This is a genomic window from Pseudomonas sp. GW822-FHT06D10, from assembly GCF_058799535.1.
Genome location: NZ_JBXALN010000009.1, coordinates 236,819 through 251,150 on the forward strand (window position 1 = coordinate 236,819; position 14,332 = coordinate 251,150).

Genomic DNA, 14,332 nt, shown 5'->3' on the forward strand with positions numbered 1-14,332 from the left:
GGGCCCGCTCTCCATTGCAAGCACAATCCTGGCAGGAAACCCCATGACGGACGCGTTCGAACTCCCCAGCACCCTGGCCCAAGCCCTTCAACGCCGGGCAGTCCTGGCACCTGATCAAGTGGCGTTGCGCTTTCTCGCCGAAGAGCAGGATCAGAGCGTGGTCCTCAGTTACCGGGACCTGGACCTTCGTGCGCGCACCATTGCTGCGGCTCTGCAAGCCAACGCCGAATTCGGCGATCGCGCGGTATTGCTGTTTCCCAGCGGCCCGGACTACGTCGCGGCGTTCTTCGGTTGCCTGTACGCCGGGGTGATCGCGGTGCCGGCCTATCCGCCGGAGTCCACCCGTCGTCATCACCAGGAGCGCCTGATTTCCATCATGGCCGACGCCGAGCCACGGTTGCTGCTGACCAGCGCCGGGCTGCGGGATTCACTGTTGCAGATGGACGAACTCAAGGCCGCGGGCGCGCCGCAACTGCTGTGTGTGGACACCCTGCAAGCCGGGCTGGCCGAAGATTGGCAGGCCGTGGCGCTGCAGGGCGACGACATCGCCTTCCTGCAATACACCTCGGGCTCCACCGCGCTGCCCAAGGGCGTGCAGGTCAGCCATGGCAACCTGGTGGCCAACGAACTGCTGATCCGTCGCGGCTTCGGTATCGACCTCAACCCGGACGACGTGATCGTCAGCTGGCTGCCGCTGTACCACGACATGGGCTTGATTGGCGGCCTGCTGCAACCGATTTTCAGCGGCGTGCCCTGTGTGCTGATGTCACCGGCCTACTTCCTGGCACGGCCCGTGCGCTGGCTGGAAGCGATCAGCGAATACGGCGGCACCATCAGCGGCGGCCCGGATTTCGCCTACCGCCTGTGCAGCGAACGGGTCAGTGAGTCGGCCCTGGAGCGCCTCGACCTCAGCGGCTGGCGCGTGGCCTATTCGGGGTCCGAGCCGATCCGCCTGGACACCCTGGAGCGTTTCGCCGAGAAGTTCAGCGCCTGCGGTTTCAGCCATGAAAACTTCCTCGCCTCCTACGGCCTGGCCGAAGCCACCCTGTTCGTGGCCGGTGGCGTGCGCGGCCAGGGCATCCCGGCCCTGCACCTGGACGACCAGGCCCTGGCGCAGAACCGCGCCGAGCCGGGGCAGGGCAGCGCAATGATGAGCTGCGGCTTCAGCCAGCCGGAACACGCCGTGCTGGTGATGGATCCGCAGCAACTGGGCGAATTGCCTGACAACCGTATTGGCGAAGTCTGGGCCGCCGGGCCGAGCATTGCCCATGGCTACTGGCGCAATCCTGAAGCCACCGCCAAGACCTTCGTCCAGCATGCCGGTCGTACCTGGTTGCGCACCGGTGACCTGGGCTTTATCCGCGATGGCGAGCTGTTCATCACCGGGCGCCTGAAGGACCTGCTGATCGTGCGTGGACACAACCTCTACCCCCAGGACATCGAAAAGACCATCGAGCGCGAGGTGGAAGTGGTGCGCAAGGGCCGGGTGGCGGCGTTTGCGGTCACCGAGCAGGGCCAGGAAGGCATCGGCATCGCCGCGGAAATCAGCCGCAGCGTGCAGAAGATCCTGCCCCCCGAGGCGCTGATCAAGGCCATCCGCCAGGCGGTGGCCGAAGCCTGCCAGGAAGCGCCGAGCGTGGTGGTGCTGCTCAACCCCGGGGCCCTGCCGAAAACCTCCAGCGGCAAGTTGCAGCGTTCCGCCTGCCGCACGCGGTTGGCCGATGGCAGCCTGGATTACTACGCGCTGTTCCCGCAGGCCGGCAGCGCAACGGCTGACGCCGCAGACAGCGCCGGTGACGCGCTGCAAACCCTGATCGGGCGCATTTGGCAAGAGCAACTGCAATGCGCTTCAGTGGCGGCCGACGATCACTTCTTCCTCCTGGGGGGCAACTCGATTGCCGCTACCCAGGTGATCGCCCGCCTGCGTGAAGAGCTGGGGCTGGAACTGGGCTTGCGCCTGCTGTTCGAGGCTCCGACCCTGGGTGCCTTCAGCGCTGCCGTGGCGCGCCAGCAGCAGGACGGCGGCGTGGCCCAGGGCAGTATCAATGCCCTGTCGCGCCAGCAGCCGCTGCCGCAATCCCTGGCGCAGAACCGCCTGTGGATCACCTGGCAACTGGACCCGCAGAGCAGCGCCTACAACATTCCCGGCGGCCTGCGCTTGCGTGGCGAGCTGGATGAAGAGGCCCTGCGCGCCAGCTTCCAGCAACTGATCCAGCGCCACGAAGCGCTGCGCACGCGCTTCTTCGAGCGTGACGGCCAGGCCCTGCAACAGGTGGATGCCGCCGGCGAATTCAACCTGCAGGTGATCGATATCAGCGACCTGCCACCGGCCGAGCGCGAAGCCCGGGCGCGGCAGATCCGCGAAGATGAGGCCCGGACCCAGTTCGATCTGGAGAAGGGCCCGCTGTACTGGGCGACCCTGGTGCGCCTGGACGATGAAGAGCACCAGTTGCTGCTGACCCTGCATCACATCATTGCTGACGGTTGGTCGCTGAATGTACTGATCGACGAGTTCTCGCGGCTCTATGCCGCCGCGGTCCAGGGCCAGAACCTGGAACTGGCACCGCTGGCCCTGCAATACGCCGACTACGGCAGCTGGCAGCGCCAGTGGCTGGCCCAGGGCGAAGGCCAGCGCCAGCTGGACTACTGGAAACAGCAGTTGGCGGACGAAGCCCCAGTGTTGAGCCTGGCCACCGACCACCCGCGTTCGGCCCAGGTCCGCCACAGCGCCGCGCGCCATGACCTGCGCCTGAGCGCGAGCCTCAGTGAAGCCGTGCGCCAGACCGCCCAGGCTCGGCAGGCCACGCCGTTCATGCTGTTGCTGGCGGCGTTCCAGACCCTACTGCACCGCTACAGCGGGCAGAGCGATATCCGCATCGGTGTGCCCAACGCCAACCGCCCGCGCCTGGAGACCCAGGGCCTGCTGGGCTTTTTCATCAACACCCAGGTATTGCGCGGGCAGTTGGATTCGCGCCAGTCCTTCGCCGACCTGCTGCAGCAGACCCGCCGCACCACCCTGGAGGCCCAGGCCCACCAGGACCTGCCTTTCGAACAATTGCTCGAAGCCTTCCCCGAAGCCCGCGAGCAGGGCCTGTTCCAGGTCATGTTCAACCACCAGCAGCGCGACCTCGGCGCCTTGCGCCGCCTGCCCGGGCTGCTGGCCGAAGAGCTGCCGTGGCACAGCCGCGAAGCCAAGTTCGACCTGCAACTGCACAGCGAAGAGGACCGCAACGGCCGCCTGAGCCTGGCCTTCGACTACGCCGACGAGCTGTTCGACGCGGCCAGCATCGAGCGTCTGGCCGGGCATTTCATCAGCCTGCTGGAGCATGCCTGCCTACAACCGGACTGCGCCCTGGGCGACTTGCCGTTGCTCGGCAACGCCGAAGCGGCGCAACTGCAGCAATGGAGCGTGGCCCCCTGCGCGCCGGCCGAGCAGTGGCTGCCGGAGCGCCTGCACGAACAACTGCGCCAGAGCCCGGAACGCACCGCGCTGGTCTGGGACGGCGGGCAACTGGGCTTTGCCGAACTGCACGCCCAGGCCAACCGCCTGGCCCACTACCTGCGGGACAAGGGCGTCGGCCCGGACGTGTGCGTGGCCATCGCCGCCGAGCGTTCGCCGCAACTGCTGATCGGCCTTCTGGCAATCATCAAGGCCGGTGGCGCCTACGTGCCCCTGGACCCGGACTACCCCGCCGAACGCCTGGCCTACATGCTCGAAGACAGCGGCGTGGGCCTGCTGCTGACCCAGACCCATCTGCTGGGCCGGATGCCCGAAGCCCCGGGTGTCAGCGCCATCGCCATGGACAGCCTCAAGCTCGACAGCTGGCCGAGCCACGCGCCGGGCCTGCACCTGCACGGCGAACACCTGGCCTACGTGATCTACACCTCCGGTTCCACCGGCCAGCCCAAGGGCGTCGGCAACACCCATCGCGCGCTGATGGAGCGCCTGCAATGGATGCAGGACAGCTACCAGTTGCAGGCCGACGATGTGCTGATGCAAAAAGCCCCCATCAGCTTCGACGTGTCGGTGTGGGAGTGCTTCTGGCCGTTGATCACCGGCTGCCGCCTGCTGATCGCCGCCCCTGGCGAGCACCGCGATCCCCATCGCATCGCCCAGTTGGTGCAGGAGTACGGCGTTACCACGCTGCACTTCGTGCCGCCGCTGTTGCAGTTGTTCGTCGATGAGCCGCTGAGCGCCGAATGCCACAGCCTGCGCCGGGTGTTCTCCGGTGGCGAAGCCCTGCCGGCCGAGCTGCGCAATCGCCTGTTGCAGCAGTTGCCCAATGCGCAACTGCACAACCGCTATGGCCCGACCGAAACCGCGATCAACGTCACCCATTGGCAGTGTTCAGTCGATGACGGCGAGCGTTCGCCCATTGGCCGGCCCCTGGGCAACGTGGTGTGCCGGGTGCTGGACGCGGACCTCAATCCGTTGCCGGCGGGAGTTCCGGGTGAGCTGTGCATCAGCGGCCAGGGCCTGGCCCGGGGTTACCTGGGACGCCCGGCGCTGACCGCCGAACGCTTTGTGGTCGACCCGCTGAGCGCGGAGGGCGCGCGCCTGTACCGCACCGGGGATCGGGTGCGTTGGTGCGCCGACGGCGTGCTGGAATACCTCGGTCGCCTCGACCAGCAGGTCAAGCTGCGGGGCTTTCGGGTCGAGCCGCAGGAAATCGAAGCGCGGCTGCTGGCCCAGGACGGCGTGGCCCAGGCCGCGGTGCTGGTGCGCGACACCCTGGCCGGCCCGCAGTTGATCGGCTACTACACGCCCAATGCGCACGATGAAGATGAACAGCAGCAAAGCGCCCGGCTGAAAACTGCCCTGGCCGCCGAGCTGCCGGAATACATGGTGCCGGCGCAACTGGTGCGTCTGGACGCCATGCCCCTGAGCCCCAGTGGCAAGCTCGACCGCCGGGCCCTGCCGGAGCCGCAATGGCAGGTGCGCGAGCACGTCGAACCGAGCACCGAACTGGAACAGCAGATCGCGGCTATATGGCGCGAAGTGCTGGGCCAGCCACGCATCGGCCTCAAGGACGATTTCTTCGCCCTGGGCGGGCATTCGCTGCTGGCCACCCAGATCATTTCCCGCACCCGCCAGGCCTGCGACGTCGAGCTGCCACTGCGGGCGCTGTTCGAAGCCAGCGAGCTGGGGGACTTTGCCGAACAGGTGTTGCTGATCCAGGAGTCCGGCGCGCGCAACCAGCAGCCGCCGATTGCCCGGGTAGACCGCAGCCAGCCGGTGCCGCTGTCCTATTCCCAGCAGCGCATGTGGTTCCTCTGGCAGATGGAGCCCGACAGCCCGGCCTACAACGTCGGCGGCATGGCGCGGCTGTCCGGGGTGCTGGACGTGGGCCGCTTCGAGGCGGCGTTGCAGGCGCTGATCCTGCGTCACGAAACCCTGCGCACCACCTTCCCCAGCGTCAACGGCGTGGCCCGCCAGCAGGTGCATGCCGACACCGGCCTGCGCATGGCCTGGAAGGATTTCTCGGCCCTGGCCCCTGATGCGCGGCAGCAGCGCCTGCAACAACTGGCGGACAGCGAAGCGCACCAGCCCTTCGACCTGGAGACCGGCCCCTTGCTGCGCGCCTGCCTGGTCAAGGCCGGCGAGCAGGAGCACTACTTCGTCCTGACCCTGCACCACATCGTCACCGAAGGCTGGGCCATGGACATCTTCGCCCGCGAGCTGGGCGCGCTGTACGAAGCCTTCCTCGACGACCGCGAATCGCCCCTGGAACCCTTGCCGGTGCAGTACCTGGACTACAGCGTGTGGCAGCGCCAGTGGCTGGAATCCGGCGAGCGACAGCGCCAGCTGGACTACTGGACCGGGCAACTGGGCCGCGAACACCCGCTGCTGGAGCTGCCCAGCGACCGGCCACGCCCGGCGGTGCAAAGCCACCAGGGCGAGCTGTACCGCTTCGACTTGAGCGACGAGCTGGCGGCCCGGGTGCGGGCCTTCAATGCCGAGCACGGCCTGACCCTGTTCATGACCATGACCGCCGCACTGTCGGTGCTGCTGTACCGCTACAGCGGCCAGAGCGACCTGCGCATCGGTGCGCCGGTGGCCAACCGCATCCGCCCGGAAAGCGAAGGGCTGATCGGCGCCTTCCTCAACACCCAGGTGCTGCGTTGCCAGCTCGATGGGCAGATGAGTGTCGGCCAGTTGCTGGAGCAGGTGCGCCACACCGTGATCGAGGGCCAGTCGCACCAGGACCTGCCGTTCGATCATCTGGTGGAAGCCTTGCAACCGCCGCGCAGCACTGCCTACAACCCGCTGTTCCAGGTGATGTGCAACGTCCAGCGCTGGGAATTCCAGCAAAGCCGGCAACTGGCGGGCATGACCGTGGAATACCTGGTCAACGATGCCCGGGCCACCAAGTTCGACCTCAACCTGGAAGTCACCGACCTGGATCAGCGCCTGGGCTGCTGCCTGACCTACAGCACCGACCTGTTCGACGAGCCGCGCATTGCGCGCATGGCCGGCCACTGGCGTAATCTGCTGCAGGTCCTGATCGACGACCCGCAACGGCGCCTGTGCGAGTTGCCACTGCTGCAGGCCGATGAACAGCAGCACCTGCTGGACAGTTTGAGCGTCGAGCCTGGCGAGCAACGCCTGGATCAGTGCATCCACCACCTGTTCAGCGAACAGGCCCTGGCCCGCAAGGACGCCCCGGCCCTGACCTTCGCCGGACAGACCCTGAGCTACAGCGAGCTGGACAGCCGCGCCAACCGCCTGGCCTGGATGCTTCGTGAGCGTGGTGTGGGCCCGCAGGTGCGAGTCGGCCTGGCCCTGGAGCGTTCCCTGGAAATGGTCGTCGGCCTGCTGGCGATTCTCAAGGCCGGCGGCGCCTACGTGCCCCTGGACCCGGAATACCCCCTGGACCGCCTGCACTACATGATCGAAGACAGCGGCATCGGCCTGCTGCTCAGCGATGCGCGGATGTTCGCCGCCCTGGGCGAGCTGCCGGCGGGAGTCGGCCGCTGGTGCCTGGAAGAGGACGGTGCGCTGCTGGCCGACTACCCGGCGGGCGAATTGCCCTTCATCAGCCTGCCCCAGCATCAGGCGTACCTGATCTACACCTCCGGTTCCACCGGCCAGCCCAAGGGCGTGGTGGTGTCCCACGGGGAAATCGCCATGCACTGCCAGGCGGTGATCCGCCGCTTCGGCATGCGCCCGGATGACTGCGAGCTGCACTTCTATTCCATCAACTTCGACGCCGCCACCGAGCGCTTGCTGGTGCCGCTGCTCAGCGGCGCCCAGGTGGTACTGCGGGCCCAGGGCCAGTGGGACGCCGAAGAGATCTGCCAACTGATCCGTCAGCACCGCATCAGCATCCTCGGTTTCACCCCCAGCTACGGCAGCCAGTTGGCCCAGCATCTGGCGACCCAGCAGCAGACCCTGCCGGTGCGCATGTGCATCACCGGCGGCGAGGCCCTGACCGGCGAACACCTGCAGCGCATTCGTGCGGCCTTCCAGCCGAACCTGTTCTTCAACGCCTACGGCCCCACCGAAACCGTGGTCATGCCCCTGGCCAGCCTGGCGCCGCAGCAGTTGGCCGAAGGCGTGGCCAGCGTGCCCATCGGCAGCATCGTCGGGGCCCGGGTGGCTTACATTCTCGATGCCGATCTGGCGCTGGTGCCCCAAGGCGCGACCGGTGAGCTGTATGTCGGCGGCGCCGGTCTGGCCCAGGGTTATCACCGTCGTCCGGGGATGAGTGCCGAGCGTTTTGTCGCCGATCCGTTCGCCACCGATGGCGGGCGCCTGTATCGCACCGGGGACCTGGTGCGCCAGTGCGCCGACGGCCAGGTGGAATACATCGGCCGGGTGGACCATCAGGTGAAGATTCGCGGTTTCCGCATCGAGCTGGGGGAAATCGAAACCCGCCTGCTGGATCATCCGGCCGTGCGTGAAGCGGTGGTGCTGGCCTTGGATACCCCGGCCGGCAAGCAGCTGGCTGGTTACCTGGTGACCGAGGTGGCCGAGCACAACGAGGTGCAGCAGGCCAACCTGCGTGAAGCCCTCAAGCAGCAGCTGAAAACCCAGCTGCCGGACTACATGGTGCCGACCCACCTGATCCTCCTGGCCAGCATGCCGTTGACCGCCAACGGCAAGCTCGATCGCCGAGCCCTGCCGATGCCCGATCCGGAGCTCAACCGCCAGCAGTACGTGGCGCCGAGCAACGAGCTGGAACAGACCCTGGCCAGGGTCTGGGGCGAAGTGCTGAACGTGCAGCAAGTGGGCCTCAACGACAACTTCTTCGAACTGGGGGGCGACTCGATCCTGTCGATCCAGGTGGTCAGCCGCGCCCGCCAGCTGGGGATCCACTTCACCCCGCGCGATCTGTTCCAGCACCAGACGGTGCAAACCCTGGCGCGGGTCGCCAGCCACACTCAGCGCGTCAGCGCCGAGCAGGGCCAGCTCAGTGGCGAATCGCCGCTGACGCCGATCCAGCACTGGTTCTTCGACAGCCGCATTCCCCAGCCGCAGCACTGGAACCAGGCGCTGCTGCTGGAGCCGCTGGGTGTCCTTGATGCCCAGTTGCTGGAGCAAGCCCTGCTGGCGCTAGTGGAGCAGCACGACGCCCTGCGCCTGCGCTTCAACCAGGCGGGCGGGCAGTGGCGCGCCGAGTACCTGCCGCTGTCCGATGCTCCCTTGTTGTGGCAGGTGCGGGTGCCGTCCATGGCCACCTGCGAGGCACTGTTCGCCGATGCCCAGCGCAGCCTCGACCTGGAACACGGGCCGCTGCTGCGGGCGGTGCTGGTGGACGGCCCTGAAGGCGAGCAACGCCTGTTGCTGGCCATCCACCACCTGGTGGTGGATGGCGTGTCCTGGCGCGTGCTGCTGGAAGATTTGCAAAACGCCTATCGTCAGTTGCAAGCCGGAAAGGCCCTGAAGCTGCCGGCCAAGACCAGTGCCCTGCGGGACTGGTCGAGCCGCCTGCAAGCCTATGCCGGCAGCGAATCCCTGCGTGAAGAGCTGGGCTGGTGGCAGCAGCAACTGGCCGGCCCGGCCGCGCAACTGCCAGGCTTGAATGCCGCTGGCAGCCAGCAGCATCAGCAGGCCCGCAGCCACAGCGTGACCCTGGATGCCGAGCGCACCCGGCAACTGCTGCAACAGGCGCCGGCGGCCTACCGTACCCAGGTCAACGACCTGCTGCTGACCGCCCTGGCCCGGGTGCTGTGCCGCTGGAGCGGGCAGCCTTCGGCCCTGGTGCAACTGGAAGGCCACGGCCGCGAGGCGCTGTTCGACGAGATCGACCTGACCCGCACCGTCGGCTGGTTCACCAGCGCCTATCCACTGCGCCTGACCCCGTTGCAGGTGGAAGAAGCGGCCGGGCAGGGGGCCTCGATCAAGGCCATCAAGGAACAACTGCGGGCCGTGCCGCACAAGGGCCTGGGTTACGGCGTGCTGCGCTACCTGGCGGATGACGCCTGCCGCGAGGCCCTGGCAGCGCTGCCGCTGGCGCCGGTGACCTTCAACTACCTGGGGCAGTTCGACCAGAGCTTCGGCGCCGACGCCTTGCTGCGCCCGCTGGATGAATCCGTGGGCCCGGCCCATGCACCGGAAGCACCGTTGCCCAACGAACTGAGCATCGACAGCCAGGTGTATGGCGGCGAGCTGGTGCTGCGCTGGACCTACAGCAGCGAACGTTTCGACGCCGAGCTGATCGGCGAGCTGGCGGACGCCTATCTGGGTGAGCTGCACAGCCTGATCGCCCATTGCCTGAAGGACGATGCCGGTGGCCTGACGCCGTCGGACTTCCCCCTGGCGCGTCTGACCCAGGCCCAGCTCGATGGCCTGCCGGTACCGGCTGTGCAGATCGAGGATGTCTACCCGCTGACCCCGATGCAGGAGGGCATGCTGTTGCACACCCTGCTGGAGCCGGGCACCGGCCTGTATTACATGCAGGACCGCTACCGCATCAACAGCGAACTGGACCCGGAGCGTTTCGCCCAGGCCTGGCAGGCGGTGGTGGCGCGCCACGAAGCCCTGCGCGCGTCTTTTTGCTGGAACGTCGGCGAAGACATGCTGCAAGTTATCCACAAGCCGGGCCGCACCCCGATCGAGTTTCTCGACTGGAGCGCGGTGCCCGAGGCCGAGCAGGAAGCCAAGCTGCAAGCCTTGCATAAGCAGGAGCGCGAGGCCGGCTTCGATCTGCTCAACCAGGCGCCGTTCCACCTGCGGCTGATCCGCGTCGGCGCTGCGCGCTACTGGTTCATGATGAGCAACCACCACATCCTCATCGATGCCTGGTGCCGCTCGCTGCTGATGAACGACTTCTTCGAAATCTATACCGCCCTCGGTGAAGGCCGCGAGGCGCAGCTGGCGGTGCCGCCGCGTTACCGCGACTACATCGGCTGGCTGCAGCACCAGAGCCTGTCCGAGGCGCGGCAGTGGTGGCGACAGAACCTTGAAGGTTTTGAACGCACCACGCCGATCCCCAGCGACCGGCCGTTCCTGCGCGAACACGCCGGTGACAGCGGCGGCATGATCGTCGGCGACTGCTACACCCGCCTGGATGCCCGGGATGGTGCGCAACTGCGGGAACTGGCGCAGCAGCACCAGCTCACCATCAACACCTTTGCCCAGGCGGCCTGGGCCCTGGTGCTGCGGCGCATGAGCGGCGATCGCGACGTACTGTTCGGCGTTACCGTGGCCGGGCGCCCGGTGGAAATGCCGGAGATGCAACGCACCGTCGGCCTGTTCATCAACAGCATCGCCCTGCGGGTCAAGCTGCCCCAGGACGGTGAGCGCTGCAGTGTGCGCCAGTGGCTCAGCGCCTTGCTCGACAGCAACATGCAGCTGCGCGAATACGAGTACCTGCCGCTGGTGGCGATCCAGGAAACCAGCGAACTGCCCAAGGGCCAGCCGCTGTTCGACAGCCTGTTCGTGTTCGAGAACGCGCCGGTGGAAGTCTCGGTGCTGGACCGTGCCCAGAGCCTGAACGCCAGTTCGGATTCCGGCCGTACCCACACCAACTTCCCGATCACCGCGGTGTGCTACCCGGGGGATGACCTGGGCCTGCACCTGTCCTACGACCAGCGCTACTTCGAGCAGGCGACCATCGAACGCATGCTCGGCGAGTTCAAGCGCCTGCTGCTGGCGCTGATGCAGGGCTTTCATGGCGACATGGCCGAACTGCCGCTGCTGGGTGAAGAGGAGCAGGACTTCCTGCTGGCCGGCTGCAACCAGAGCGAGCATGAGTACCCGCTGGAGCGCAGCTACGTGGAACTGTTCGAGGCCCAGGTGGCGGCTCATCCGCAACGCATCGCCGCCAGTTGCCTGGACCAGCGTTACAGCTATGCCGAGTTGAACCGCTGCAGCAACCGCCTGGGCCACGCCCTGGTTGCCAACGGCGTGGGCTTTGATCAGCCGGTGGCCCTGCTGGCCGAGCGCGGCCTGGAACTCTTGGGCATGATCATCGGCAGCTTCAAGGCCGGGGCCGGCTACCTGCCCCTGGACCCGGGCCTGCCGGGCCAGCGCCTGGGCCGCATCATCGAGCTCAGCCGCACGCCGATCCTGGTCTGCACCGCGGCCTGCCGCGAACAGGCCCAGGCCCTGCTGGACGAGTTCGGCTGTGCCGGGCGTCCGCGGCTGCTGGTCTGGGAAGAGCTGCAAGCCGCCGGGCATGCCGAGCACAACCCGGGCCGCTACAGCGCGCCGGACAACCTGGCCTATGTGATCTACACCTCCGGTTCCACCGGCCTGCCCAAGGGCGTGATGGTGGAGCAGCGCGGCATGCTCAACAACCAGCTGAGCAAGGTGCCGTACCTGCACTTAAGCGAGGCCGACGTGATCGCCCAGACCGCGTCCCAGAGCTTCGACATTTCGGTCTGGCAGTTCCTTGCCGCACCGCTGTTCGGCGCTCGGGTGGACATCGTGCCCAACACCATCGCCCACGATCCCCAGGGGCTGTTGGCCCACGTCGAGGAGCAGGGCATCACGGTGCTGGAGAGCGTGCCGTCGCTGATCCAGGGCATGCTCGCCCAGGACGCCATCGCCCTGGATGGCCTGCGCTGGATGCTGCCCACCGGCGAGGCCATGCCGCCCGAGCTGGCGCACCAGTGGCTGCTGCGTTATCCACAGGTCGGCCTGGTCAACGCCTACGGCCCGGCGGAGTGCTCCGATGACGTGGCCTTCTTCCGTGTCGATATGGCCTCGACCCGTGGCGCCTACCTGCCCATCGGCACGCCCACCGACAACAACCAGCTGTACCTGATGGACGAAGCCCTGGAGCTGGTGCCCCTGGGAGCGGTGGGTGAATTGTGCGTGGCTGGCACCGGTGTTGGCCGTGGCTACGTCAGCGACCCGTTGCGTACCGCGCTGGCCTTCGTGCCCCATCCGTTCGGTGCAGCGGGCGAACGCCTGTACCGCACCGGCGACCTGGCACGCCGGCGCAGCGACGGCGTACTGGAATACGTTGGCCGCATTGACCATCAGGTGAAGATCCGCGGCTACCGCATCGAGCTGGGGGAAATCGAAGCGCGCCTGCATGAACAGCCGGAATTGCGCGATGCCGCCGTGGGCGTGCAGGAGGGCGTCAACGGCAAGCACCTGGTTGGGTACCTGGTGGCCAGTGACACGAACCTGAGCCCGAGCGAATGCCTGGAGCGGATCAAGCCGCGGCTGCGCGCCGAACTGCCGGAATACATGGTGCCGCTGCACTGGTTGTGGCTTGCGCACCTGCCGCTCAACGCCAACGGCAAGCTCGATCGCAAGGCCCTGCCGGCCCTGGAGATCGGCCAGCTGCAGAGCCAGGACTATCAAGCGCCGGGCAATGAGCTGGAGCAAACCCTGGCGGACATCTGGGCCGAGGTGCTCAAGGTCGAACGGGTGGGCGTGCGCGACAACTTCTTCGAGTTGGGCGGGCATTCCCTGCTGGCGACCCAGATCGCTTCACGGGTACAGAAGACCCTGCAACGCAACGTGCCGCTGCGGGCCATGTTCGAATGCAGCACGGTGCAGGAGCTGGCCGCGTACATCGACGGCCTGGGGGCCAATGAAATCAGCGAGGAGAAAGTGGATCGGCTGAGCGACCTGATGGCCGAACTGGAGGGGCTGTGATCGACGGATGAGCGGTGGGGCGTTGTTCGCGCAGCAGGAGGACCGACATCTGGCGTAGGAGCCGGCTTGCCGGCGAAGAAGCCCGCAAGCCTTGCATCGTCCTGGCCGACGCCTTCGCTGGCAAGCCGGCTTCTACGGGCGAAGAGGCCCGCAGGTCCTCTGCTATGATCGCGCCCGGCCCAGGTCCAAGCACCTGCGCCGGGCGTTTTCATTCAAGGACCGGAACCATGGCAGAACAGCTTTATTGGCGCGACATCGAAGATTCCCTGGGCAATTGGAGTGGCCTCGGTGTCGAGGTCGAACCGGGCTCCACGGACAGACCGCCGTTGTACCTGCGCACCGGCGCCAATGCCCGGATCAAGCTGATGCACCACGACACGCCTTTGTTCTGGGCCACCCTGGCCCGGGACCACGGCGGCGTCTGGCTGGTGCGCAACCCGCTGGCGGACGGCGCCGAATGCCGGCTGCTGGCACCCATTGACTCACCCACCGTGGAGCAGCACGCCGCCCTGGCGCCCGAGCTGCGGATCAAGGCCTGGAGCCGCTATTTCGTCAGCCGTCTCAGTGAAAGCGCCCGGCACTTCCTCACCCCCGGTTTCTGGCTGGCCCAGGGCCTGCTGCCGGAGCCCTCCAGCACCGCGAGCGGCCTGGACCACTGGCGCTTCACCTCGGTGATCGACCCTTTGACCCATGTGCCCAACTGGCACCTGTACGGCGAGGATTTTCTCGACAACCTGCAACCCCAGACCCTGGAGTGGATCGACTGGTGGCATGGCGGCGGCAAGCTCATCGGCCTGCACCGTGTCGACCCCGAGGCCGGGCGCCTGAAGTGGTGGCGCAAGAAGGCCCGCGAAGGCAACCTGCCGCCGATCCTGTTGTGGTACGTCGGCGGGTTGGCGTCCTACGTGGTGATCGATGGCCATTACCGTTTGCAGGCGGCCATCGCGGAAAACCTCGCGCCATCATTCGTCGTCCTCAGCGCCACCCGCGAGCGCGGCTTCGCACCGAGCCTGGAGCATCAGCAACGGGTCATGGATTCACTGCGCAAGCGCGGCGACGCGGTGCCGCGCAACCCGGCCCTGAGCACCGAGAACCTCAACCGGGTGCTGATCCAGGCGTTCGATGACCGGCCGCAGTACCGCAGCGCTACCCCGGCCTGGGCCGGCAATGAGCCGGAGTCGCAGTGGTGCGACGAGGTGCGTCAGTGCCTGGGCGGGCAAGGGTTGGCAGACGAAGTAGACGCGGTCATTGGCCGCCATGGGTAAGGCGCTG

The 14,332-nt window shown here is 67.1% G+C and carries 2 protein-coding genes; both read left to right on the forward strand.

Going from position 1 to position 14,332, the window contains the following annotated elements; all coding sequences use genetic code 11:
• Positions 1-43: 43 nt before the first annotated feature.
• Positions 44-13,060, forward strand: a complete 13,017-nt coding sequence (locus AC1RL5_RS27110) for a non-ribosomal peptide synthetase (RefSeq protein ID WP_492589392.1) — start codon at positions 44-46, stop codon at positions 13,058-13,060.
• Positions 13,061-13,287: 227 nt separating this feature from the next.
• Positions 13,288-14,325, forward strand: coding sequence for a hypothetical protein (locus AC1RL5_RS27115; protein WP_072450593.1), 1,038 nt, complete (start codon positions 13,288-13,290; stop codon positions 14,323-14,325).
• Positions 14,326-14,332 lie beyond the last annotated feature (7 nt).

What these genes read in the sequence shown, in the direction of transcription:
- AC1RL5_RS27110 (WP_492589392.1), top strand. Translation starts at nt 44, where the DNA reads ATGACGGACGCGTTCGAACTCCCCAGCACCCTGGCCCAAGCCCTTCAA.
- AC1RL5_RS27115 (WP_072450593.1), top strand. Translation starts at nt 13,288, where the DNA reads ATGGCAGAACAGCTTTATTGGCGCGACATCGAAGATTCCCTGGGCAAT.